Source organism: Isoptericola jiangsuensis, from assembly GCF_002563715.1.
GTDB lineage: Bacteria > Actinomycetota > Actinomycetes > Actinomycetales > Cellulomonadaceae > Isoptericola > Isoptericola jiangsuensis.
On the sequence record NZ_PDJJ01000001.1, the window covers coordinates 605,731 to 630,561 of the forward strand.

At 73.8% G+C, this 24,831-nt stretch carries 19 protein-coding genes; 15 read left to right on the forward strand and 4 right to left on the reverse strand.

Annotation, left to right across the window (positions count from 1 at the left end; translation table 11 throughout):
- Positions 1–76 precede the first annotated feature (76 nt).
- The gene (locus ATJ88_RS02815) at positions 77–1,024 is read left to right on the forward strand and encodes a LysR family transcriptional regulator (protein WP_098462516.1); all 948 of its coding nucleotides are present in this window, start codon (positions 77–79) and stop codon (positions 1,022–1,024) included.
- 47 nt (positions 1,025–1,071) lie between these two features.
- Positions 1,072–1,974, forward strand: a complete 903-nt coding sequence (locus ATJ88_RS18525) for a CAP domain-containing protein (protein ID WP_098462517.1) — start codon at positions 1,072–1,074, stop codon at positions 1,972–1,974.
- A 4-nt stretch (positions 1,975–1,978) separates the two neighbouring features.
- Here ATJ88_RS18525 and ATJ88_RS02825 read toward each other — a convergent pair whose 3' ends face one another.
- On the reverse strand, positions 1,979–3,424 hold the full coding sequence (locus ATJ88_RS02825; RefSeq protein ID WP_098462518.1) for a TrkH family potassium uptake protein: 1,446 nt from the start codon (positions 3,422–3,424) through the stop codon (positions 1,979–1,981).
- 114 nt (positions 3,425–3,538) lie between these two features.
- Here ATJ88_RS02825 and ATJ88_RS02830 point away from each other — a divergent pair, with 114 nt between their 5' ends.
- Positions 3,539–4,210: an MBL fold metallo-hydrolase gene (locus ATJ88_RS02830; RefSeq protein ID WP_245852087.1), complete on the forward strand. Its 672-nt coding sequence runs from the start codon at positions 3,539–3,541 to the stop codon at positions 4,208–4,210.
- Positions 4,211–4,243: 33 nt separating this feature from the next.
- On the opposite strand, the gene ATJ88_RS02835 is transcribed toward ATJ88_RS02830, so the two are convergent.
- On the reverse strand, positions 4,244–4,897 hold the full coding sequence (locus ATJ88_RS02835) for a TetR/AcrR family transcriptional regulator (RefSeq protein ID WP_098462519.1): 654 nt from the start codon (positions 4,895–4,897) through the stop codon (positions 4,244–4,246).
- 97 nt (positions 4,898–4,994) lie between these two features.
- On the opposite strand from ATJ88_RS02835, the gene ATJ88_RS02840 reads away from it, so the two are divergent.
- The 7 genes from ATJ88_RS02840 to ATJ88_RS02870 all read left to right on the forward strand — a co-directional run bounded on the left by ATJ88_RS02840 (position 4,995) and on the right by ATJ88_RS02870 (position 14,599).
- The gene (locus ATJ88_RS02840) at positions 4,995–7,517 is read left to right on the forward strand and encodes a beta-d-glucosidase (RefSeq protein ID WP_098462520.1); all 2,523 of its coding nucleotides are present in this window, start codon (positions 4,995–4,997) and stop codon (positions 7,515–7,517) included.
- 96 nt (positions 7,518–7,613) lie between these two features.
- A complete protein-coding gene (locus ATJ88_RS02845; protein ID WP_245852089.1) occupies positions 7,614–9,302 on the forward strand; it encodes an ABC transporter substrate-binding protein in 1,689 nt (562 codons plus the stop codon).
- A gap of 91 nt (positions 9,303–9,393) precedes the next feature.
- Positions 9,394–10,473, forward strand: coding sequence for an ABC transporter ATP-binding protein (locus ATJ88_RS02850; protein ID WP_098462522.1), 1,080 nt, complete (start codon positions 9,394–9,396; stop codon positions 10,471–10,473).
- Positions 10,470–11,450, forward strand: a complete 981-nt coding sequence (locus ATJ88_RS02855) for an ABC transporter permease (protein ID WP_098462523.1) — start codon at positions 10,470–10,472, stop codon at positions 11,448–11,450. Before ATJ88_RS02850 ends, ATJ88_RS02855 begins: the two co-directional genes overlap by 4 nt.
- Before the next feature lie 3 nt (positions 11,451–11,453).
- On the forward strand, positions 11,454–12,503 hold the full coding sequence (locus ATJ88_RS02860; protein WP_098462524.1) for an ABC transporter permease: 1,050 nt from the start codon (positions 11,454–11,456) through the stop codon (positions 12,501–12,503).
- On the forward strand, positions 12,496–13,518 hold the full coding sequence (locus tag ATJ88_RS02865) for an ABC transporter ATP-binding protein (RefSeq protein WP_098462525.1): 1,023 nt from the start codon (positions 12,496–12,498) through the stop codon (positions 13,516–13,518). Before ATJ88_RS02860 ends, ATJ88_RS02865 begins: the two co-directional genes overlap by 8 nt.
- An 82-nt stretch (positions 13,519–13,600) precedes the next feature.
- Complete coding sequence (locus ATJ88_RS02870) at positions 13,601–14,599, forward strand: phosphatase PAP2 family protein (RefSeq protein WP_245852090.1); 999 nt, start codon at positions 13,601–13,603, stop codon at positions 14,597–14,599.
- 12 nt (positions 14,600–14,611) lie between these two features.
- Here ATJ88_RS02870 and ATJ88_RS02875 read toward each other — a convergent pair whose 3' ends face one another.
- Positions 14,612–15,346: a hypothetical protein gene (locus tag ATJ88_RS02875; protein ID WP_098462526.1), complete on the reverse strand. Its 735-nt coding sequence runs from the start codon at positions 15,344–15,346 to the stop codon at positions 14,612–14,614.
- Positions 15,343–15,975, reverse strand: a complete 633-nt coding sequence (locus tag ATJ88_RS02880) for an RNA polymerase sigma factor (RefSeq protein ID WP_098462527.1) — start codon at positions 15,973–15,975, stop codon at positions 15,343–15,345. The genes ATJ88_RS02875 and ATJ88_RS02880 overlap by 4 nt, the downstream gene beginning before the upstream one ends.
- Positions 15,976–16,299: 324 nt before the next feature.
- Between ATJ88_RS02880 and ATJ88_RS02885 the strand changes: the two genes are divergently transcribed.
- From ATJ88_RS02885 to ATJ88_RS02905, 5 genes are all read left to right on the forward strand, one after another.
- Entirely contained in the window at positions 16,300–18,357 is a 2,058-nt protein-coding gene (locus ATJ88_RS02885) for a beta-galactosidase (RefSeq protein ID WP_098462528.1), read from the forward strand.
- 122 nt (positions 18,358–18,479) lie between these two features.
- Positions 18,480–19,733 (forward strand): sugar ABC transporter substrate-binding protein, encoded by a 1,254-nt coding sequence (locus tag ATJ88_RS02890; protein ID WP_098462529.1) that lies wholly within the window; start codon positions 18,480–18,482, stop codon positions 19,731–19,733.
- A gap of 85 nt (positions 19,734–19,818) precedes the next feature.
- Complete coding sequence (locus tag ATJ88_RS02895) at positions 19,819–21,423, forward strand: ABC transporter permease subunit (RefSeq protein ID WP_098462530.1); 1,605 nt, start codon at positions 19,819–19,821, stop codon at positions 21,421–21,423.
- Positions 21,423–22,325, forward strand: a complete 903-nt coding sequence (locus ATJ88_RS02900; RefSeq protein ID WP_098462531.1) for a sugar ABC transporter permease — start codon at positions 21,423–21,425, stop codon at positions 22,323–22,325. The genes ATJ88_RS02895 and ATJ88_RS02900 overlap by 1 nt, the downstream gene beginning before the upstream one ends.
- 85 nt (positions 22,326–22,410) lie before the next feature.
- Positions 22,411–24,642 carry a glycosyl hydrolase 53 family protein gene (locus tag ATJ88_RS02905; RefSeq protein WP_098462532.1) on the forward strand — a complete coding sequence of 744 codons (2,232 nt, stop codon included), beginning with the start codon at positions 22,411–22,413 and terminating at the stop codon, positions 24,640–24,642.
- The last annotated feature ends 189 nt before the right edge of the window (positions 24,643–24,831 follow it).

Below are 24,831 nucleotides of genomic sequence, written 5' to 3' on the forward strand. Positions count from 1 at the left end.
GGACGTGTCGGCAGGATGTCCGGCAGGTTGCGATCGTGTTTCGTCCCCATATCCCGGCAGGGATATGGTTCGCGGTATGGACATCGACCTGCGTCACCTGCGTCTGGTGACCGTCGTGGCGGAGCAGGGCAGCGTCACCAAGGCGTCGAACGTGCTCGGCATGGCCCAGCCCGCGCTCACCGCGCAGCTGAACCGGATCGACAACGCCCTCGGCGGCCCCTGCTTCGTGCGGGACCGGCACGGCACGCGTCCCACCCCGCTGGGCGAGCTGGTGCTGCGGCACGCCCGCGTGCTGCTGCCCGCCATGGACGCGTTCGGCGAGGACGTCCGCCGGCACGTGCAGGCGCGCACGGGTGACGTGTCGTCGCTGCGGGTCGGGACCGTCACCACCGTCCTGGGCGGCCTGTTCCTCAACCGGCTGCGGTCCGGCCTGGGCGGGGTGGCGCTCACGTCGTACACGTCGTGGTCGCCGGACGAGGCCGCTGCGCGGCTCCGGCGCGGCACGCTCGACATCGCGCTCGTCGGGGCGTGCGAGAACGACACCCTGCCCACCGACGGCGACGTCGAGTGGGTCCGCCTGCACACCGACCCGGTGTTCGTGCTCCTCGCGGAGGGGCACCGCCTGGCCGGCCCGGACGCCGTCCCGCTGGCCGAGCTCGCGGGCGAGTCCTGGCTGACGGCTCCCGGTGACGGCTGCTTCGAGCGCTGCTTCGTCGCGGCGTGCACGCGGGCCGGCTTCGCCCCGCACGAGGTGAGCGAGGTCGAGCGTGCGTCGGCCGTGGAGCAGGTCCGCGACGGGCACGCGGTCGCGCTCGTGCAGCCGCTGCTCCTGGACCAGCCGGGCGTGGTGCCCGTCCCCATCGAGGGCGAGCCGCTGTCCTGGTCCCAGTACGTGGGCTGGCGCCGCGACGCCGTGGAACGGTTCGACGTGGACGTCGTGCGGGCCTCCGCGCTGGGAGCCCATGCCGAGGCGGTGCGCCGCAGCCCGGCGTACACCCGCTACCTCGCCGCGCGCGTGGGCTGAGCCCGCGTGGCCTGGGCGTCGGCGCCCCGGGTCGGTACGGTGCCGGGATGACCCGACGCAGGCAGGCCCCGGCATGGCGGCAGGTGGTGAGCCTGCTCGCCGCGTTCGGTGCGGGGGCCGTGCTGGTCCTGGTGGGCGGGGCGCTCGTGCCCGACGCGCTCCGGCTGCCCGACCCGCCCCCGGCCCTGGCGTCACCCTGGTCGCGCACCCCCGACGACGCGTCGGCCTCGCGCGGGGGCGCCGCGGAGGACGCGCTCCCGTCGGCGGCGCCCTCGGCCACGGACGGTGCGGGCGGGTCGTCGCCCGACGGGACCGCCGACGCCGGGGACGGGGACGCCGGGTCGGCCGGCTCGACCGGCCGGGGCGACGAGGGTGGCACGGACGGCGCCAAGGGCGGCGGCGGGGGCGGCACGGACGGCGGTTCGGACGACGCCGCGGACGACCCGGCGCCGGAGGACGAGCCCGCGGCCGACGACGGGGCCGACGACGCCACGACGGACGGGTCCGGGGGCGACGAGGCCGGGGGTGACGGCGCCGCGGCCCGGCCCGACGCCGCGGGCGCCGCGGACGCGACCTCGGGGGTGTCGGGCGAGGTGCTCGCGCTGGTCGCGGCGGAGCGGGCCGCCGCCGGGTGCGCCGCGCCGCGCGCGGACGCCGCGCTGGACGCGCTGGCCGCCGCGCACGCGGCGGACATGCGGGACCGCGGGTACTTCGACCACACCGACCCGGACGGGCGCACGCCGTGGGACCGGGCGGCCGCGGCGGGCGTGGAGGGCGTCGCGGCGGAGAACATCGCCCGCGGCCAGCCGGACGCCGCGGCGGTGATGGCGGCGTGGATGGACTCGCCGGGGCACCGGGCGAACATCCTGGACTGCTCGACGACGCGGCACGGCGTGGCGCGCGCCGACGGCTCGGGCGGACCGTGGTGGGTGCAGGTGTTCGGCCGGTGACCCGTCAGCCGACGAGCGCGGAGCCCTCCGGGTACCGGTAGACCTTCGCGCGCTCGCGCAGCGCCAGGCCGGTGCCGAGGGTGATGGGGCCGAGGCGTCCGAGGAACATGAGGACGACGAGCACGACCTGGTGCCACTGGTCGAGGTCCGCCGTGATGCCGGTGGACAGGCCGGTGGTGGAGAACGCGGAGATCACCTCGAACAGCACGCGGTCCAGCGGGAAGACCGTCGGGGGGACGGTGACGGTGATGAGCAGCGTGGACACGATGACGAGGGCCACGGCCGTCAGCGCCACGACGAGCGCCTGGCGCAGCGTGGAGGGCATGACGCGCCGGTCGAAGACGGTGACGTCGGTGTCGCCCCGCAGCTCGGACCAGATGATGAAGGCGAGCAGCGCGAACGTGCCCACCTTGACGCCGCCCGCGGTGCCGGCGGATCCGCCGCCGATGAACATCAGGACGTCGGTGAGGAACCAGCTGCCGTGGTTCATGCCGGACGTGTCGAGGGAGTTGAACCCGGCGGTGCGGGTCATCACGGAGTGGGTGAACGAGGCGAGCATCTTGCCGGGCACGTCGAGCGGTCCCATGGTGCGCGGGTTGCCCCACTCGACCGCGAGGAAGAACAGCGTGCCGACGCCGAGCAGCACGGCGGTCGTGGTGATGGTGAGGCGGGTGTGCATGCTCCACCGCGAGGCGGTGAGCAGCGTGTGCCGGCGTCCCTTGACCCGCGGGGCGCGTGCGTGCCGCCACAGCTCGATGAGGACGGGGAACCCGAGGCCGCCGATGATGACCGCCGCCGACATCGGCAGGCAGATCCACGGGTCCGTCACGAACCGCATGATGTTGTCCGAGTAGATGGAGAACCCGGCGTTGTTGAACGACGACACCGAGTGGAAGAACCCCGACCACAGCGCGTGCCCGAGGGGCTCGTCGTAGCCGACGACCAGGCGGGTCGCGAGGACGAGGCCCAGGACGCTCTCGGCGACGAGCGTGATCCACAGGGCGCCGAGCATCACCTTCTTGACGTCCCCGAGCCCGACGGAGTGCGTGGACTCCGCCGCGACCAGACGGCTGCGCAGCCCGAGCCGGCGCGTCAGGACGAGGCCGAGCAGCGACGCGACCGTCATCACGCCGAACCCGCCCACCTGGATGAGCCCGAGGATGACGGCCTGGCCGAACGGCGTCCAGAACGTCTGGGTGTCGACGACGGCGAGCCCGGTCACGCAGGTGGCGGACGTCGCGGTGAACAGCGCCTGCACGAACGAGGCGCGCGGCCCGGTGCTGGAGACGGGCAGCAGGAGCAGCGCCGTGCCGACGCCGATGGTGACGAGGAACCCGAGGGTGACGACCTGGGCGGGACGTCGGCGCAGGCTCGTCGCCGAGCTGCGCCCCGGCACGGGACGTCCGGGGTGTCGCGGGTCCGGCGACGTGGGAGAACGCACGAGCCTCATTCTGGGGACCGCGGGCACCCGGCGCCAGACAGGCCACGCGGTGGACCCCCGCACCCGCCCCAGGGCCCGGGTCGGCGTAGCCTCGGCCCAGGGAGTCCACCGGGAGGAGAGATCGTGACGGGGATCGAGCTGACCACGTGGGGCCACGCGGGTCTGCGGCTGGAGCGGGACGGCGTGCGGGTCGTCCTCGACCCCGGGTCGTTCACCGACCCGGCCGTGCTGGACGGCGCGACGGCCGTGCTGGTCACGCACGGCCACCCCGACCACGTGGTCCCCGAACGGCTCGCCGCGGTGCTCGACGCCCGGCCGGCGCTCACGGTGCGGGCCCCCGCCTCGGTGGTGGACGCGCTGCGCACGGCGGGCGCGCCGCCGGACCGCGTGCACGAGGTGTCCCCCGGCGACGTGCTCTCCGTGGCGGGCCTGCCCGTGCGTGTCCTGGGCGGCGAGCACGCGGAGGTCCACCCGCAGGTCCCCGTCCCGGAGAACGTCGGCTACCTGGTGGCGGGCGTGCTGCACCCGGGGGACGCGTGGACGCCCGTGCCCGACGACGCCACGGTGGACGTGCTCGCGCTGCCCGTGGCGGGCCCCTGGGTGCGCCTCGGGGACGCCGTCGACTACGCCGTGCGCGTCGCGCCGCGCGTCGCCGTCCCGGTGCACGACGCCGTGCTGTCCGACCTCGGCAAGGGGTCGGTGGACCGGATCGCGGGCGGCCTCGTGGACCGGCTCCTCGGCCGGGAGACGTACCGGCGCCTGGAGCCGGGCGAGGCGCTCGCCGTCACCGGGTAGGCGGGCCCGGCCGCGTCGCCGGGCACGTCCCGGTCAGTCCGCGGGCGTCGTGTCCGTGGCGACGTGGTCGATGCCCAGCACCGCGGACAGGATGGCCTCGATGGCGAAGGTCGTGGACTCGGGCAGGGACACGGCCTGCGGGTCGAGCAGCCACTGGGTCTGCAGGCCGTCCATGACGCCGATGACGGCGCTCGCGGCCTGCTCGGCGTCGGCGCGCGAGAGGGTGGTGCCGTGCTCGTCGGCGACGACGAGCAGCGCGCGGGAGATCTCGCCGCGCAGGGTCTCGAAGCGCTGGCGGACGCGTTCGGCGGCGGGGTGGCCGTCGGTGACGGACTCGCCGGTGAGCACGGAGTAGGCCTGGACGATGCCGCGGCGCTCGGCGTTGAGCCCGGCGGTGCGCACGAGGTGGCGGAACAGGTCGCGGCCGCCGGGGATGTGCTGGCCCTCGAGGTGCTCGACGTCGACGCGGTCGCGGTACTCCAGCACCTCCCAGAGCAGCTTGTCCTTGCTGCCGAAGTGGTGCAGCACGCCGGCGTGCGTGATCCCGACCTGCTCGGCGACGTCGGCGAGCGAGCCCGCGTGGAAGCCCTTGGAGCCGAACACGCGGGTGGCCGCGGCGAGGATCTCCTCGCGGCGTTCGGCCCGGCTCACCCGGCGGGCGCGGGCGGGGGGTGGGGCGTTGGTCATGTCGTCACCATACTGTGATCCGCGCTACTTACTAACCTGTCAGTAAGTGTGGTTACATGTGACCCGACGCACAGCCGCGCCAGACAGGAGACCCCGCGTGTCATTGCCGACCGCCACCGACCGCACCGCCGTCGAGGCCGCCCTCGACGCCCTCGTGGCCGCACTCACCCTCGACGAGAAGACCGGCCTCGTCGTCGGCGCCGACCTCTGGGCGACCCGCGGGCTGGAGCGCATCGGGCTCGACCCCGTCGTCATGTCCGACGGCCCCGTCGGCGTCCGCGACCCCTACCACGGCGGCGCGTCCGCGATGCTGCCCGCCCCCTCCGCGCTCGCCGCGACCTGGGACGTCGCGCTCGCCGCCCGCACCGGCGACCTGTTCGCCGCCGAGGCCCGCCGGCACGGCGTCCACCTCGTCCTCGCCCCGCAGGTCAACCTCCAGCGCACCCCCGTCGGCGGCCGGCACTTCGAGTGCTACAGCGAGGACCCGCACCTGACCGCCGAGGTCGCGGTCGCGCTGGTCTCCGCCGCCCAGCGGGCCGGCACCGGCATGTGCGTCAAGCACTACGTCGCCAACGACTCCGAGACCGACCGCACCCGCTACCTCGCCCGCGTGGACGCCCGCACCCTGCGCGAGGTCTACCTCGCGCCGTTCGAGCGCCTCGTCGACGCCGGGTCGTGGAGCGTCATGGGCGCCTACAGCGGCGTCGACGACGGTGCCACCGCCGCCCCCGCGCTCGAGCACCGCCCCCTGCTCACCGGCGTGCTCAAGGACGAGTGGGGCTTCGACGGGCTCGTCGTGTCCGACTGGGTCGCGACCCGCACCGTCGCCGCCGCCGTGCGCGGCGGCCTCGACCTCCAGATGCCCGGCCCCGACGGCGTGTGGGGCGACGGGCTGCGCGACGCCGTCCTCGCCGGGGACGTCGCCGAGGCCGACCTCGACGACAAGGTGCGCCGCCTGCTGCGCCTCGCCCACCGGCTCGGCCGCCTCGACCTGCCCGGCACCCCGGCGTCGGACGCCGCGCCCGCCCAGCGGTGGACGCCCGGCGCCCGCGCGACGTTCCTGCGCGAGCTCGCCGCCCGCGCCACCGTCGTCCTCAAGGACGACGCCGGGCTCGTGCCCCTGCCCGGCACCGAGGAGGGCGCGCCGCTGCGCGTCGCCCTGCTGGGCGCGAACGCGGTGGCGCCGTTCTTCCAGGGCGGCGGGTCCTCCCTCGTGACGCCCGACCGGCTCTCGTACCCGGCCGACGCGCTCGTCGCCGCGCTGCCGGACGGCTCGCACGTCGACGTCGTCGCCGGGTCCCGCGCCCTGCGCAACCCCGCCCCGCTCGACCCCGCGCGCTGCACGGACCCCGTCACGGGGGAGCCCGGCCTGCGCCTCGAGCTGCTCGGCGTCGACGGCGCGGTCCGCCGCACCGAGACCCGCACCACCTGGGACGGCTGGTACGCCGACCTCGGCGCCGACGACGCCGTGCTGCGGCTGCGCGCCCGCGTCCGCCTCGACGAGCCGGGCGCCCACGAGCTCGGCGTCGGGACCGTGGGCGTGCACCGGGTCGCCGTCGACGCGGAGGTCGTGTCCACCGGTGACGTCGTGGCGACCGAGGACGTCATCCTCGCCTCGACCCACAACCACCCCGTGGCCCGCACGGTCACCGTGACCGGACCGGAGGTCGAGCTGACGGCCGACCTGCAGGTGGTGCACCCCGTCGGCTACGACCGGTTCGTGCGCGGCCAGCTCGTGCACCGGCTGCCCGGCGCGACCCCCGCCGAGGACCTGGCCGCCGCCGAGGCCGCCGCCCGCGCCGCGGACGTCGCCGTCGTCGTCGTCGGCACCACGCACGAGGTCGAGTCCGAGGGCTTCGACCGGCCCGACCTCGACCTGCCCGGCAACCAGGACGAGCTCGTGCGTCGCGTCGTGGCCGCCAACCCCCGCACCGTCGTCGTCGTCAACGCGGGCGCCCCCGTGCTGCTGCCGTGGCTCGACGACGTCCCGACCGTGCTGTGGGGCTGGCTCGCCGGCCAGGAGGCCGGCGCCGCGCTGACCGACGTCCTCACGGGCGTCACGGAGCCCGGCGGGCGCCTGCCCTGGACGCTCCCCGCCCGGTTCGAGGACGTCCCCGTGCCGCACGCGGTGCCCGTCGACGGCGTCGTGGACTACGTCGAGGGCCTCGACGTCGGCTACCGCGGCTGGTCCCGGCGGACGCACGCCGCCGCCGGTCCCGCCCCCGCGGCACCGTTCGGGCACGGGCTCGGCTGGACCACCTGGCGCTACGACGACGTCACGCTCGTCGACGGCTCGGCCGCCGGCCCGGTGGTGCGCGTGACCGTCACGAACACGGGCACCCGGCACGGTCGCGAGGTCGTCCAGGTGTACGTCGAGCCGGACGCCGCCGTGCTCGCCGCCGACCCGCAGCGGCCCGTCCGCACGCTCGGCGCGTTCGCCGTCGTCGAGGCCGACCCGGGGTCGACCAGCACGGTCGACGTGCCCGTGCCGGCGCGCGCCCTGCAGGTGTGGGACGTCGCCGCCGGCACCTGGACCACGCCTCCCGGCCGCTACCGTCTGCGCGCCGGGCGGTCCGTCACCGACCTGCGAGGAGGCGTCGAGATCACCGTCGAGCACTGACGCCCCGCACCGCGACACCCCGACAGACATCCCACGCGACACCCGACATCCCACGAGTCCCGTCCACGACGGCCGGGACGTGCAAGGAGGCACACGATGAGGAAGAACAGGCTCACCCTGATGGCGGCGTCCGCCGCCGTCGTGACCCTGCTGGCCACCGCCTGCAGCGGTGGCACGTCCGAGGGCGGCACCACCGGCACCGAGAGCGAGCCGGCGCAGACCGGCGCCGTGCTCACCGTCGGCATGCCCAACGGCACCCAGACGGAGAACCAGTCGCCGTTCGCCACCGGCTCCGCCGCGCTATCGCTCGGCTACGCGTTCGTCATCTACGAGCCGCTCATGATGGTCAACGACGCCAAGCCGTCGGAGGACCCGAAGCCGTGGCTCGCCGACTCCATCGAGTGGAACGACGACTACACGCAGGCCGTCATCACCCCGCACGAGGGCATCACCTGGTCCGACGGCGAGGCTTTCGACGCCGAGGACGTCGCGTTCTCGATCCAGCTCCGCCAGGACTTCGAGGGCCTCAACACGTCGGCGCTGCCGATCGAGTCCGTCGACTCCGACGGCTCGACCGTCACCGTGACGTTCGGCGCCCCGCAGTTCGTCAACCAGGCGAAGCTCGCGGACATGCTGATCGTCCCGGAGCACCTGTGGAAGGACGTCGACGACCCGACGACGTTCACCAACACCGAGCCCGTCGGCACCGGCCCGTACGTCCTCGACTCGTGGACGCCGCAGGCCGCCACCCTCACGGCGCGCGACGACTACTGGGGCGGCGACCTGTCGGTCCCGGAGATCCGCTACTCGTCGTACAACGACAACAACGCGCTCACCACGGCCCTCACCACGGGTGAGGCGCAGTGGGGCTGGACGTTCATCGCGGACTACGAGAACGTCTACATCGCGGCCGACCCGGAGCACTACCACCAGTACGCCGCCGCCGGTCTCGGCATCGACGCGCTCTTCCTCAACAACAAGGAGAAGCCGTTCGACGACGTCGCGTTCCGCCAGGCGCTCAACATGGCGATCGACCGGGAGAACATCACCAGCGTCGCCACGTCGGGCGTCAACCCGGCCCTGACCAGCGTGACCGGTCTGCCGATGCCCGCCGGCGAGGACTTCGTCGCCGCGGACCTCGCCGGCCAGGAGTACGCCGCCGACGTCGAGGCCGCGAAGCAGGTCCTCACCGACGCCGGCTACACCGGGGTGGGGGAGAAGCTGGTCGACCCCGACGGCGAGCCCGTGACGTTCGAGCTGACCAACCCCGCCGGGTGGAACGACTACCTGACGGCGCTCGACCTCATCAAGAACGCCGCCGAGCAGCTCGGCGCGGAGGCCACCGTCCAGCCGGCGAACGCCGACGGCTGGTTCGCGGACATCATCCCGCCGGGGAACTTCGACGCCACCCTGCACTGGACCGACGGTGGCGCGACGCCGTGGGACCTCTACTCCGACATCATGGACGGCGCGCAGTACAAGCCGCTGGGTGAGCCCGCGACCTGGAACTTCGGCCGCTACGAGAACGACGAGGTCACCGAGGCGCTGAAGACCTACGCCTCCACCACCGACGACGCGGAGCGGACCGCGGCCCTGGCCACGATCCAGCAGCGCTTCGCCGAGGACGTCCCGGCCATCGCGCTGTGGGCCCGCCCCGCCACGGCCCAGTACTCCACGCAGAACTACGTGGGCTGGCCGTCCGAGGAGGACCCGTACAACCAGCCGCAGCCGACGGGTTCGCAGGCCCTGCAGATCCTGCTCAACCTCACGCCGGCCACGGACTGACCGTCCGGCACCCTGCCCCCGGGGCGCGGACCCGCGTCCGCGCCCCGGGGGCAGGGGCTGCACCCCCGTCCCCGAACCCCCAGGTGATCGCATGAGCTCCCCCACCGCCGGGCCGACCGCCCCGGCGCCACCGCAGGACGCCCCGCCGGTGCTGCGCACCGTCGGCCTCACCAAGCACTTCCCGGTCCGCGGCAGCCGCGGCGCCGTGGTGCACGCCGTCGACGGCGTCGACCTCGAGCTGCGTCGCGGCGAGGTCGTGGCCCTCGTCGGCGAGTCCGGCTCCGGCAAGTCCACCGTCGCGCGGCTCGTCGCCCAGCTCCTGCCCCGCACGGGCGGGACCCTGGAGCTCCACGGCCAGGACGCGACCGCCACGCGGCGGCGCGCGTTCCGCCGCTACGTCCGCCAGGTGCAGATGATCTTCCAGGACCCGTTCGGCTCCCTGAACCCGGTCCACACGGTGCGCTACCACCTGACCCGCGCCGTGCGCGTCCAGCAGGGGCCCCTGCGCGGCGACGCCCTCGAGCAGGCGGTGCACGGGCTGCTCGAGCGCGTCCACCTCACCCCGACCGTGCGCTACGTCGACAAGTTCCCCCACGAGCTGTCCGGCGGGCAGCGTCAGCGCGTCGCCATCGCCCGCGCCCTGGCCGCCGACCCGGACGTCCTGCTGGCCGACGAGCCGATCTCCATGCTGGACGTCTCCATCCGGCTCGGGATCCTCAACCTGCTGGCGGACCTGCGCGACCGCCTCCACCTCGCGATCCTCTACATCACGCACGACATCGCGTCCGCGCGCTACTTCGCGGACCGCACCGCCGTCATGTACGCCGGGCGCATCGTGGAGCAGGGCGACAGCGAGTCCCTCACGCAGGACCCGAAGCACCCCTACACGCAGCTCCTCATCTCGTCCGCGCCCGACCCGGACGACCTGGCGACCCGCGCCCGCGGCGCCCGCGGCGAGGCGCCGAGCCTGGTCCGCCCGCCGACGGGCTGCCGCTTCAACCCCCGCTGCCCGTTCGCGACGGAGCTGTGCCGGACCGAGACGCCCGAGCTCCTCGACGTCGAGGGCCGCCAGGTCGCCTGCTGGGGCTACTCCGACCGCGACGACCGCCCCCGCCTCGGCGACGTCCTCGACGCCGACGGCAGCCGCACCGACCAGGGAGGGAACCCGTGAGGTTCGCCGTCCGCCGCGCCGTCTTCTACCTCATCACCGCGTGGGCCGCGGTGACGATCAACTTCCTCATCCCGCGCATGATGCCCGGCGACCCGGTCACCGCCCTCATGGGCCGCATGCAGGGCCGCATCGACTCCAGCGCGGAGGAGTCCATCCGCGTGCTGTTCGGCCTCGACACCACCGCGAGCATCTGGGAGCAGTACGTCGACTACTGGGGCCTGCTGCTGCACGGCGACCTCGGCCTGTCGTTCACGTTCTACCCGACGCCGGTGGTCGACATCGTCCGCCAGGCGCTGCCCTGGACCATCGGGCTCGTGGGCGTCGCGACGATCATCGCGTTCACCCTCGGCACCGCGATCGGCACCGCCATCGGCTGGCGCCGCGGCACCTGGGCCGACGCCCTGCTGCCGGTCACGACGTTCTTCTCCGCCGTGCCGTACTTCTGGCTGGGCCTCATCGCCATCACCGTGTTCTCCGTGACGCTCGGCTGGTTCCCCTCCAGCGGCAGCTACGACCGCGGGCTCGTGCCCGAGTGGTCGTGGGAGTTCATCGGGTCGGTCGTCTACTACGGGACCCTCCCGGCGCTCACCGTCGTCCTGTCGTCCGTCGCGGGCTGGATCCTCGGCATGCGCAACATGATGGTGACCGTCTCCAGCGAGGACTACGTCACCGTCGCCCACGCGAAGGGCCTGCCCGAGCGGGCCGTCACCGTCGGCTACGCCGCGCGCAACGCGATCCTGCCGCAGGTGTCCAGCTTCGCGCTGTCCCTCGGGTTCGTCGTCGGCGGCACCCTCATCATGGAGATGGTCTTCTCCTACCAGGGCATCGGCTACACGCTGTTCCAGGCCGTCAACACCCAGGACTACCCGCTCATGCAGGGCTGCTTCCTGGTCATCACCCTGTCCGTGCTGGTCGCGAACATCATCGCCGACCTCGCCTACGCGCTGCTCGACCCGCGCACCCGCCAGGAGGGCTGAGACATGGCCGCCGACGTCAGCCTCACGCAGGCGCTCCCCGAGACCGCCGTCCAGCACGACGCGGACAACCCGCGCCGCCGCACGAAGTTCCTGTTCCTGCGCAACTCCAAGGCGCTCACCGGCCTCGCGATCCTCGCGTTCTTCGCGGTCCTCGCGCTGATCGGCCCGTGGATCGCACCGTTCGACCCCAACCAGGTCTCGCCCGACCTCCTCCAGCCGCCCTCGACGACGCACTGGCTCGGCACCGACCACACCGGGCGCGACATCCTGTCCCAGATCATCGTCGGCACCCGCGGCGTGCTCGTCGTCGGCCTCATCGCGGGCGTGTCCGCGACGGTGCTGGGCGTCATCGTGGGCGTCACCGCCGGGTTCGTCGGGGGCGCCGGCGACGAGACCCTGTCCGCGCTGTCCAACGTGTTCCTCGTCATCCCGCAGCTGCCGCTCATCATCATCATCGCCGGGCAGCTCCCCACCGCGGGCGGCGTCACCGTCGCCCTCGTCATCGGCGTCACCGGCTGGGCGTGGGGCGCGCGCGTGCTGCGCGCCCAGACCCTGTCGCTGCGGCGCCGCGACTTCGTGGAGGCGGCCCGCGCCACCGGCGAGCGCACCTGGCGGCTCGTGCTCGCCGAGGTGCTGCCCAACCTCACCGCCATCATCGCGGCCGGGTTCGTCGGCACCGTCACGTTCGCCGTCATGTCGCAGGTGACCCTCGCGTTCATCGGCATCACGCCGGTGTCCGACTGGAACTGGGGCACCATCCTGTTCTGGGCGCAGAACAACCTCGCCCTGCAGCGCGGCGCCTGGTGGTGGTTCGTCCCCGCGGGGCTGTGCATCGCCCTGCTCGGCATGGCCCTGACGCTCGTCAACTTCGGGATCGACGAGTTCGTCAACCCGCGCCTGCGCAGCACCGGCATGAACGCCCGCACCCTGCGCCGCCGCAAGATCCGTCCCCGCGTCGGCTTCACGCCCGTCGTGCGGGAGAAGTCCAGCGCCCCCGCCGACGCCGCCCGCGCGGGCCGCGTCGTCGAGACGAAGGAGGCCGGCCGTGGCTGACCAGCCCGTGCTCGAGATCCGCGACCTGCACGTCGACTACGGGTTCGACGACGACCCCACCCACGTCCTGCGGGGCGTCGACCTCACGCTGCACCGCGGCGAGGTCCTCGGCATCGCCGGGGAGTCCGGGTGCGGCAAGTCCACGCTCGCGTACGCCGCGACGCGGCTGCTCCCGCCGCCGGGGCTCATCACCGGCGGGGAGGTGTTCCTCACCGACCGGGACGGGACGCGTCGCGACATCCTGCGGCTGTCCGACGCCGAGCTGCGGTCCGCCCGCTGGCGCGACGTCGCCATCGTGTTCCAGGGCGCGATGAACTCCCTCAACCCGGTGTACCGGGTCGGCCGGCAGATCGCCGACGCGATCACGGCCCACCGGCCCGGCACCCGCCGCAAGGAGGCGTGGGACCGTGCCGCCGAGCTGCTGGAGCTCGTGGGCATCTCCGCCGACCGCGTCCGCGACTACCCGCACCAGCTCTCCGGCGGCATGCGCCAGCGCGTCATGATCGCGATGGCGCTCGCCCTGGAGCCGCAGGTGCTGTTCATGGACGAGCCCACCACCGCGCTCGACGTCGTCATGCAGCGGCAGATCCTCGAGCAGATCACCGAGCTGCGCGAACGCCTCGGGTTCTCGGTGGTGTTCATCACCCACGACGTGTCCCTGCTGGTGGAGATCGCCGACCGGATCGCCATCATGTACGCCGGCGAGATCGTCGAGCAGGCGTCCGCGAGCGACGTCTACCGCCGTCCCCGGCACCCCTACGCGCACGGGCTGCTCGGGTCGTTCCCCCCGCTGCACGGCCCGCGGCGCGAGCTCACCGGCATCCCCGGCAGCCCGCCCGACCTCGCGACGCTCCCGCCCGGCTGCCCGTTCGCGCAGCGCTGCCCCCACGTCATGGACGTGTGCCGCGTCGAGCGACCCGTCCTCGCCCCGACGGCGCTTGGCGAGCCCGGCCGCCAGGTGGCCTGCCACCTGCACGACCAGCCGGGACACCTGCCCGTGACCCTCGCGGGCTGAACGGTGGACGCGCGGTGCGCCCCTGCGGCGATCTCACCGCGCGTCCACGCGGGCATCACAACTGCTCGGTAGGCTGACCTGCGTGAACGTCGACACCCGCCAGCAGCCCGCTGCCGTGCCGCCGACGGTCCCGCTCGCCGGGCCGTCGCCGGCCCCGCAGCACGCCGCGGCGCGCCCGCAGCGTCCCGCCCCCCGGGTGCGGACCGTCCCGCGGGTCGTCGCCGCCGTCGTCGCCCTCGTCGCCGCCGTGGGCGTCGCGGTCACCTACCGGCTGTTCGTGACGACGACCCTCGGCCAGCACGTCGACGAGCTGGCCCGCGAGGGCGCCGTGCACGGCCAGGACGACCTGTGGCGCGTCGCCGAGCCCGTGCTCGACGTGGTGTCCGTGTCGTTCGTCGTCCTCGGTGTCGGTGCCGCCATGGCGGTCGCGCTCGTGCGCCGCCGCTGGGTCCTCGCGCTCCAGGTGGCGGTCCTCGTCGGCGGCGCGAACCTCACCACCCAGGTGCTCAAGCACTACGTCCTCGACCGGCCCGACCTGCTGGAGGGCTGGAACGGGTCGAACAGCCTCCCCAGCGGGCACACCACCATCGCCGCGTCCGTGTCGGTGGCGCTGCTCCTGGCCACGCCCCGCTCCTGGCGGGCCGTCGTGGCGGTCGCCGGCGGCGCGTACACCGCCGCCACCGGCGTCTCGACGCTGGTGGGCCAGTGGCACCGGCCCTCCGACGTCGTCGCCGCCGTCCTCGTCGTCCTCGCCTGGGGCGCGCTGGTGTGCGCGCTGACGCCCGCCAGCTCGCTCGACGTCGCCCCCCGCCGTCGCCGCCTGCCGTCGGGCGAGTCGCGCCCCCACGCGTTCGCCACCCCCGGGTCGTCCGTCGTCGCGTGCCTGATGCTCCTCGGCGCCGCCGTCGCCGGCACGCTGTCCGCCGCCGCGACCCTCCGCCTCGTGCGCGCCGACACCGTCGGCGTCTCGCCGGACATCGGCGCCTACGCCACCGGCGCGCTCGCCGTCCTGGCGGTCACCGCTGCGGCGTTCGGCGTCCTCCTCCTGCTGCGCCAGGCCACCGCCCGCCCGCGCGACTGACCGCGCGGGCCGTCACTTGGCGAGGCTCTCGACCGTTCCCGTGCGGACGGTCCCGTCGTCGAGCGTCCAGGTGACGGTCTGCGCGCTCTTGTCCTCGGCCGCCAGGTACAGGGCCACCCAGTAGCCGTCGGCCACGACGGCCTCGACGGTCCGGCCGGTGGACGTCACCACCTCGACCGACTCGACCCCCGCCCCGACCTGCCCGATCTCGGCCACCTCCATGGTGTCGTCGTCGAGCGTCGACAGCATCGTGCCGATGACGTCGACCCGGCCGTCGGCCGGCGGGACCCAGGGATCCTCCGCCGGCGCGAGGGACGAGTGTCCGCCGGCGGTGCAGAAGACCAGCCACTCGCCCGAGCGCAGGAGCGCGAGCACCTCGCCGTCCACCCGGCCGGCGGCGAGCGTGGTCGCTCCGGGCAGGTCGGTCGTGCAGCCGTCGATCACCGCGCGGGTACCCGCGTCGAGCACGCGCGGCACGACCAGCGTCGGCACGACGACGCCGCCCACGAGGACGGCCGCCACGGCCGCCGCCGCGACGAGGGCCGCTCGTCGCCGGCGCACCGAAGGGGCCAGGGGGACCACCACGTCCGGGGAGAAGGTCTCTGTCGGTCCGTCCTCCGGCGCGGGCATGCCGGCGCGACCTTCGATGACGGCGTCGACGCGGCCGCGGGCTGCGTCGAGGCCCCGGGGATCGGGCGACGACGCCGGTGCGAGCCGGGCGAGTCGGGTCTCGAGCTCGGCGTTCATGCCTGCCTCCCGGTGGGATCGCTGCTCGTCAGGGTGGAGGTCGTCCGGCGGTCGGTCGTCGCCGGCCGCGGGGGCGACCCGGGCGCGGGGACGGGGTCGTCGTCGGCCGGGGAAGGGGACCAGGCGCGCTGCTCCGCGGCGGCGAGCCGCCGTCGTGCGCGGTGCAGGCGGACGTGGAACGCGGCGCGCGCGCATCCGGCGACCCGTGCGGCGTCCGCGGGGTCGAGGCCGTCCCACGCGACCAGCAGCATCGCCTCCCGTTCGGTCGCGGTGAGCTCGGCGAGCGAGCGGAGCATCGCGTCGCGGTCCGCGGCGACGACGTCGGGGGCCGGGCCGGTGGCCGTCTCGAGCCGAACGAGGACCTCCGTGAGACGCTCCCGGCGGCGTCGGGCACGCTCCGCGTTGCGGACCACGTTGCGCGCGACGACGAGCAGCCACGGCAGGGCCGGGTCGGGGACCTCGGCGATCCGCCGCCAGGCCACGAGGAAGACCTCGGCGAGGACGTCCTGGGCGATGTCGGGGTCGGTGTGGCGCAGGGCGTAGGCCTGGACGCGCACGGCGTGCTCGCGCCAGAGGTCGTCGAGGCGTGCCGCGTCGCGGCCGTGGCCCTCCGGTGGGGAACCTGTCACACCACGAAGTGTCCGGCACCGCCGTGAGGCTTACGGCCGTGCCGTGACTTCTCAGGCATCGACCGACCCATGCCTGAGCGAGCACGGCGCCGGTGGCAGCCGTGTCGGACTTCCTCCGGTATCGAACAGGCGATGCGTGAGGAGGTGCAGCGGCGCCGACGGGCGGTGTCGGCCCTCGCGTCGTCCCTGGGACGAACCGTGCGCGGTCACAGTCTCGTAACGTCTTGGTGCACGGCTTGTCACGCCGGGGAAACTCGCGGCTATGCTGTGACCGTTCACAGCACCAAACGCGCCACGGTGGCGCGACAGGAGGCACGCAGCACCATGGGCGTCACGACCTGGCCGACCGGCTCCGCGCTCGGCTACGGGGGCGACTACAACCCCGAGCAGTGGCCCCGCGAGACGTGGGACACCGACGTCGCCCTCATGGCGGAGGCCGGCGTCAACTTCGTCAGCGTCGGGATCTTCTCCTGGGCGATGCTGGAGCCCCGCGAGGGCGAGCACGACTTCTCCTGGCTCGACGAGCTGCTCGACCTGCTGCACGCCCACGGCATCATGGTCGACCTCGCGACCCCCACCGCCGCTCCGCCCGCCTGGTTCTTCGCCACCTACCCCGAGGCGCGCGTCGTCACCCGCGACGGCGTCCCGATGGGCCCCGGCTCCCGCGGCGCCGCGTCCCCGTCGCACCCCGCCTACCAGCGGGCCGCCCGCGACATCGCCTCGCGCGTCGCCGAGCGCTACGCCGACCACCCCGCCGTCGTCATGTGGCACGTCCACAACGAGTACGGCGCACCCGTCGGGGAGGACTTCTCCGCCGCCGCGCTGACCGCGTGGCGCACCTGGCTGCGGGCGCGGTACGGCACGCTCGACGGCCTCAACACCGCCTGGGGCACCCGGTTCTGGGGCCAGGTGTACGGCGAGTGGGAGCACGTCACCCTCCCCGGCCCGACGCCGTCGGTGCGCAACCAGGCGCAGGTCCTCGACTTCGCGCGGTTCACCGACCACCAGCTGCGCGCACTGTTCGTCGCCGAGCGCGACGCCATCCGCCGGTACTCCGACAAGCCGGTCACCACGAACTTCATGGCCAACGAGTGCCCCACCACCGACCTGTGGGCGTGGGCGCGCGAGGTCGACGTCGTCTCCAACGACCACTACCTCACCGCCGCGGACCCCCGCGGGTTCGTGGGCCTCGCCCTCGCCGCCGACCTCACCCGCTCGGTCGCGGCGGGCCGCCCCTGGATCCTCATGGAGCACTCCAGCTCGGGCGTGAACTGGCAGCCCCGCAACGTCGCCAAGCGGCCCGGGGAGATGGCGCGCAACTCGCTGTCGCACGTCGCGCGCGGCGCCGACGTCGTCGGGTTCTTCCAGTGGCGGGCCTCCCGCGTGGGCGCCGAGAAGTTCCACTCCGCGATGCTGCCGCACGCCGGCACCGACTCCCGCGTGTGGCGGGAGGTCGTCGGGCTCGGCGCCACCGTGGGCGGGCTCGCCGAGGTCCAGGGGTCGACCGTGACCGCGGACGTCGCCCTGCTGTGGGACACCGAGTCGCACTGGGCGCAGGCCCAGGAGTGGCGGCCCTCGGTCGACCTCGACCACAAGGAGCGCACCCGCGCGTACTACGAGCGGCTGTGGCGCGACGGCGTGACCGTCGACTTCGCGCACCCCGCCGCCGACCTGTCCCCGTACCGGCTGGTCGTCGCCCCGGCGTCCTACCTGCTCACCGCGGACGCCGCGGCGAACCTCACCCGGTACGTCGAGGCGGGCGGCACCCTGGTCGTGTCCTGCTTCTCCGGGGTCGTGGACGAGCACGACGCCGTGCACGCCGGCGGGTACGCCGCGCCGCTGCGCGACGTCCTCGGCGTCCGGGTCGAGGAGTTCCTGCCGCTGCGCGCCGCCGAGTCCACCAAGGTCGCCTGGGCCGGCAGCGGCGCCGGGTCCGCCGAGAGCGCCGGACGCACCCTCGCCGCGACCGCCTGGCACGAGCACGTCACCCCCGTGGGTGCCGAGACCGTCGCCACGCACCTCGACGGCCCGGCCGCCGGCATGCCCGCCGTGACCCGGCACGCGCACGGCGCCGGGCACGCCTGGTACGTCGCGACCGTGCTCGACGTCGCCGAGCTCGGCACCGTCCTGGCGGACGTCTACGCCGACGCCGGCGTCACCCCGCCGGCCACGCCGCAGGACGTCGAGGTCGTGGTGCGCCGCGGCGCCGACGCGGCGTACACGTTCGCGATCAACCACACCGACGCCCCGGCCGTCGTGCCCGGCATCACCGGGACGGCGCTGGGCGACGGGACCACCGTCGGCCCCGACCTCACCGTCCCCGCCGGTGACGTCGTCGTCGTGCGCAGCCCCGTGGCGCCCGGAGGTGATCCGGCGCCCTGACCCGCGCCCCCGACGGGCCCCGCCCGTCGGCCCCGACCCCCACCAGCCCTGAGCCCGCTCAGTTCGCAGTGTCGCGAGGAAGAGACCGGAAGGCATCGCGGCCACGTCCGGAAGGAACAACCATGCGCAAGACCACCCTGTCGGTCGCCGCCGTCGCCACGATGGCGCTGCTCGCCGCGTGCAGCGGCGGCACCGAGCCCGAGCCCGCCGCGAGCACGGCGGCCGCCGAGTCGTCCGCCCCCGCGGCGTCCGGCAGCATCGTCGTGTGGGTCGACGAGAACCGTCAGCCCGCCGTCGAGGCCGCCGCCGAGTCCTTCACCGCCGAGACCGGCGTCGAGGTCGAGACGGTCGTGAAGAACTTCGAGGACATCCGTGCGGACTTCCTCGCCCAGGTCCCCACGGGCGAGGGCCCGGACATCACGATCGGCGCCCACGACTGGCTGGGGGCGCTCATCGTCAACGGCGTCGTCGACACGATCGACCTCGGCGGCCGGGAGTCGGAGTTCGAGGACGTCGCCATCGAGGCGATGACCTACGACGGCCAGCTCTACGGCCTGCCGTACGCGCTGGAGTCGGTGGCGCTGGTGCGCAACACCGCGCTCGCGCCGGACCCGGTGCCGGACACGTTCGACGAGATGATCGCCGCGGCGAAGAAGACGGACGCGAAGCTGCCGTTCGTCATCAACACGGCCGGCGCCGACGGTGACGCGTACACCTACTACGCGTTCCAGACGTCGTTCGGCGCCCCGGTGTTCGTGCAGAACGAGGACGGCTCGTACACGACCGAGGTCGGCATGGGCGGCGACGAGGGCTACGCGTACGCCGACTGGCTGGCCGAGCACGGCCAGGGCGGCGACGGCACGCTGAGCACCGACTGGACGTACGACATCGCGAACCAGGAGTTCGCGGACGGCAACTCCCCGTACACGGTGGCGGGCCCGTGGGCCATCTCGGCCTTCACCGACGCCGGCATCGACGTCGCCGTCGACCCGGTCCCCTCGGCCGGCGGCGAGACGGCCGCCCCGTTCGTGGGCGTCCAGGGCTTCTACCTGTCGGCGCAGAGCGAGAACAAGCTCGTCGCCACGCAGTTCCTCACGAACTACATCACCACCGACGAGGCCATGCAGGCGCTCTACGACGCCGACCCGCGCATCCCCGCGTTCAGCAGCACGGCCGAGGCCGTGTCGACCGACCCGGTCGTCGCGGGCTTCCTCGCCGCGGCCCAGCAGGGCGCCCCGATGCCGTCCATCCCCGAGATGGGCGACGTGTGGGAGCACTGGAACGCCGCAGAGGCGTCGATCATCTCCGGTGCCGCGAAGCCGAAGGCCGCGTGGGACAAGATGCTGACCGACCTCGACGCGACGCTCAACGGCTGAGCGCACCCTGACCCGGGCGGGGGGCGGCTTGCGCGCCGCGGCGCCCCCCGCCCGTTCCACCACCGCACCTCCGAGAAGAGGACCGATGTCGACCGACACCACCCCGCCTCCCGTGCGGGAGTCGCACGCCCGCGCCTGGGAGGGGACCGGCTGGGGCTTCGCCGTGAAGCTCGTGCTCATGGCGGTGGTCAACGCCCTGGGCATCTACGTCGCGTGGTCGGCGTGGGACGTCGAGCAGTGGGGCGTGCTGGTCGGCTCGCTCGCGCTGGTCGTCGTCGCGGACGTCGTCTACTTCTCGCGGCGCCCGCTGGCCGGGAAGTACATCTACCCCGGTCTGGTGTTCCTCCTGGTGTTCCAGGTGTTCACGATGGCGTACACCGTGTACGTCGCCACGACGAACTACGGCACCGGGCACAACAGCACGCAGGAGCAGGCGGTCGACGCGCTCCTCATCCAGAACGAGCGCCCCGTGGAGGGTGCGCCCACCTACCCGCTGACGATCGTGCGGTCCGGCGACGAGGTCGGGTTCGCCGTCGTGGACGACGCCGGGCAGGCGCTGGTCGGGACGGCCGAGGAGCCGATGGCGCCCGCCGACGGCGCCACCACGGAGGCCGACCGCGTCACCGCGGTCCCCGACCACGACGTCGTCGACCTGGCGACGCTGCTCGCCGACCCGGCGCTCCAGGAGGAGGTCCTGGCCCTGCGCGTGCCGGTCTCCGAGGACGCGGACGACGGCTCCTACCGGACCCGCGAGGGCACCCGCGCGACGGTGTACGCGTCGTCGCTGGAGTGGGACGAGTCGGCGCGGACGATGACGGACACCACCACGGGCACCGTGTACTCCGCCGACGACGGCTCGGGCCGGTTCGTCGCGCAGGACGGCAGCGCCCTGACGGTCGGCTGGCGCGTGGGCGTCGGGCTCGACAACTTCACCAAGGCGTTCACCAACCCGAACTACGCGGGCCCGTTCTGGAAGATCACCGCCTGGACGTTCGCGTTCGCGTTCCTCACGGTGGCGTCCAGCTTCCTGCTGGGCCTGGCCATCGCCCTGCTGTTCGACGACAAGCGGCTGCGCGGCCGGCGCGTCATGCGGACCCTGTTCATCCTCCCGTACGCGTTCCCCGCGTTCCTGTCCGCGCTGCTGTGGCGCGGCATGCTCAACTCCAACCCGGAGTACGGCATCGTCAACAGCCTGTTCTTCCTCGGCGCGCGCATCGAGTGGCTGACGGACCCGTGGCTGGCGAAGCTCGCCATCCTCGGCGTGAACCTGTGGCTGACGTTCCCCTACTTCTTCCTCGTGTGCACCGGCGCGATGCAGTCCCTGCCGGGTGAGCTGGAGGAGGCGGCGCGGATCGACGGCGCGAGCCGCTGGCGGCACTTCCGCGCGATCCAGCTCCCGCTGCTGCTCATCTCGACGACGCCGCTGCTCATCGCGAGCTTCGCGTTCAACTTCAACAACTTCGTCATCGTGTACATGCTCACCGGCGGCGGGCCACGGTTCACGGACACCTCCGCGCCGCTGGGGCACACCGACATCCTCATCACGATGATCTACCAGATCTCCGGGGTGCAGGGCGGCAGCGCCGACTACGGCCTGGCCAGCGCCCTGTCGATCATCGTGTTCCTGGTCGTGGGAGCCGTCTCGGCCTTCGCGTTCCGTCGCACCCGCAAGCTGGAGGAGGTCCTGTGATGGCCGAGCGCACCACGACCCCGGTCGTCGCCCCCGACGCGTCCCGCGCGGGCGCGCGCCGCCGCCGCTGGTGGGCGGAGGTCGGGTGGAAGTACCCCCTGGCCGCGGTCGTCGTGTTCTACGCGGCCTTCCCGCTGGCGTACGTGCTGTCGGCGTCGCTGGCGCCGTCGGGCACGCTGACCGGCAGCACGCAGCTCTTCCGCGAGGTGTCCGGGCAGAACTTCGCGGCCCTCGGCGACACCCGGTTCTGGCAGTGGGCCGCCAACAGCCTGGTCATCGCGTCCAGCGTGGTCGTGGGCGCCGTGCTCATGGGTGCGGCGGCCGCGTACGCGTTCAGCCGGTTCCGCTTCACGGGGCGGCGGCTGTCGCTGACGTCGCTGCTCGTGGTGCAGATGTTCCCGCAGATGCTGGCGTTCATCGCGATCTTCCTGCTGCTGCTCACGCTCGGCGAGGTCGTGCCGGCGCTCGGCCTGAACTCGAAGCTGGCGCTGATCTGCGTCTACCTGGGCGGTGCGCTGGGGAGCAACACGTTCCTCATGTACGGGTTCTTCAACACCGTCCCGCGCGAGCTGGACGAGGCGGCGAAGATCGACGGCGCCACGCACGCGCAGATCTACTGGACGATCGTGCTGCGCCTGGTGACGCCGATCCTGGCGACGGTGGCGCTGCTGACGTTCGTGGCGACGTTCGGCGACTTCGTCCTGGCCCGCGTCGTGCTGACGTCCGAGCAGAACTGGACGCTGGCCGTGGGCATGTACGGCTGGGTGTCCGACCAGCTCAACGCCAACTGGGGCCTGTTCGCGGCCGGTGCCGTGGTCGCGGCGCTGCCCGTCCTGGCCCTGTTCCTGTTCCTGCAGAAGTACATCGTGGGCGGGCTGACGTCCGGGTCCGTCAAGGGCTGACGTGCCGCGCGGCGGGCCCGTCCGGGCCCGCCGGCGTCCTGCGAGAGCACCCCACCGAGATCACCGTCGATCGAGAGGAAAGACCATGAGCAGCGCAGCGCGCCGCATCCTGGGAGCGTTCACAGGCCTGGTGGTGGCGGGATCCGTCACCGCCCTCCCCGCCGTCGCGGCCGACGACGACGGACCCGTCGAGGCCGGCATCAGCATCGCGAAGGTCGAGGGCCTCGCCGACGACTTCGACCTCGGCGTCGACGTGTCCTCCGTCCTCTCCCTCGAGGCCAGCGGCGTCGTCTTCCGGGACACCGCCGGACGGCCCGCCGACCTGTTCGACGTCCTCGCCGACGCGGGCGTCACCGACGTCCGGGTCCGCGTGTGGAACGACCCCTGGGACGCGCAGGGCCGCGGCTACGGCGGCGGCAACACCGACGTGCCGCGCGCCGTCGAGATCGGGGAGCGGGCCACCGCCGCCGGGCTCGGCGTGCTGGTCGACCTCCACTACTCCGACTTCTGGGCCGACCCCGCCAAGCAGCACGCCCCCAAGGCGTGGGAGGACCTCGACGTCGACGCCAAGGTCGCCGCCGTCGGCGACTTCACCCACGACGCCCTCGCCGCGTTCGCCGCCGCCGGGGTCGACGTCGAGACCGTCCAGATCGGCAACGAGACCAACAACGGCGTCGCCGGCGTCACCGCGTGGGCCGACCGAGCCCGCATGTTCTCCGCGGGCAGCGCCGCCGTCCGGGACGTGCTTCCCGACGCGCGCGTCGCCCTGCACTTCACCAATCCCGAGACCGCCGGCCGCTACGCGGGGTACGCCCGCCAGCTCGACACCTACGGCGTCGACTACGACGTGTTCGCCAGCTCGTACTACCCGTACTGGCACGGCAGCCTCACCAACCTGACGTCCGTCCTGTCGTCCGTCGCCACGACGTACGGCAAGGACGTCATGGTCGCGGAGACGTCGTGGGCGTACACCCTCGACGAGGGTGACGGTCACCCCAACACCATCCAGACCGCCTACCCGCAGTACCCGACCAGCGTGCAGGGGCAGGCCACGGAGGTCCGCGACGTCGTCGCCGCGGTCGCCGCCGTCGGCGACGCCGGCACGGGCGTCTACTACTGGGAGCCCGCGTGGCTGCCCGTCGGCCCGCCCGAGGCGTGGGAGGCCAACCGGGCGCTGTGGCAGGAGCACGGTTCCGGCTGGGCGACCAGCTACGCCGGGGAGTACGACCCCGAGGACGCCGGCCAGTGGTACGGCGGGTCCTCGTGGGAGAACCAGGCGATGTTCGACTTCCAGGGCAACCCGCTGGAGTCGCTGAACGTGTTCTCGTACGTGCGCACCGGCGCGGTCGCGCCCCGCGAGGTCACCGGCGTCACCCCCGCCGAGGTGCGGCTGGTCGCGGGCGAGCCCGTCGAGCTGCCCGGCACCGTGGACGTCACCTACAACGACGGCGTCACCGAGAACCAGGCCGTCACGTGGGAGGCCGACGACGTCGCCGCGATCGGCGGCGTCGGCTCGTACGAGGTCGCCGGCGTCACCGACGCCGGGGTGGACGTCACCGTGACCGTGCTCGTGCAGGTCCGCAACCACCTCGTGGACGGCAGCTTCGAGGACGGCGGCGCGGCCTGGACGATCACCGGCACCGGCGCGGCCGTGGCCCGCACCGCCAACTCGGCGGACCTCGCGCACTCCGTGGACTTCTGGCACGGCAGCGACTACGCGTTCGAGGTCACCCAGACCGTCACCGGCCTGGAGCCGGGCGAGTACCGGGTGTCCGCCACCACGCAGGGCGGCGACGCGGGCGCGTCCGACGTCCGGGTGCTGAGCCTGACATCCGGCGGGGCGAGCGCGGAGGCGCCGCTCGAGATCGCCGGCTGGCAGGTCTTCCGCACCGCGACCACCGGCACCGTCACGGTCGGGGACGACGGGGTCGCGACCGTCGGCGCGGCCTTCACTCTCGCCGGCGGCGCCTGGGGCACCGTCGACGCGTTCGTGCTGGAGCGGGTGGGCGACACCCCGGTCACCCACCCCGCCTACGACGCGGCGACGGTCTACACCGCCGGCGACCGCGTGAGCCTCGACGGCCGCGTGTTCGAGGCGCTGTGGTGGACCCGCGGTGCCACGCCCGGCACCTCCCCGTGGGGCGCGTGGGCCGAGATCGCCGGGACCGCGGACGGCACCGCCGTGTGGACCGACTCCCGGGTGTTCGTCGCGGGTGACGTCGTGGTGCACGACGGCGTGACGTTCGTCGCGCGGTGGTGGACCCGCAACCAGGAGCCCGGCGCGTCCGTCCGGGGTCCGTGGGAGCGGCAGGGCTGACCCTCCGACGGCGACGAGCGTGCTGGCTCGGTACCTCAAACCTCCCGTTGAGGTACCGAGCCAGCACGCTCGTCGCCGACGGGGGGCGGATCGCGGTCGGACGGTGAAGATGTGCGGTGGACCACGGGACGCGCGGGGCCCCGCGCCTCGGTAGAGTGCCGCCGTCGTGGTCGGTGTCGTACCGTGACA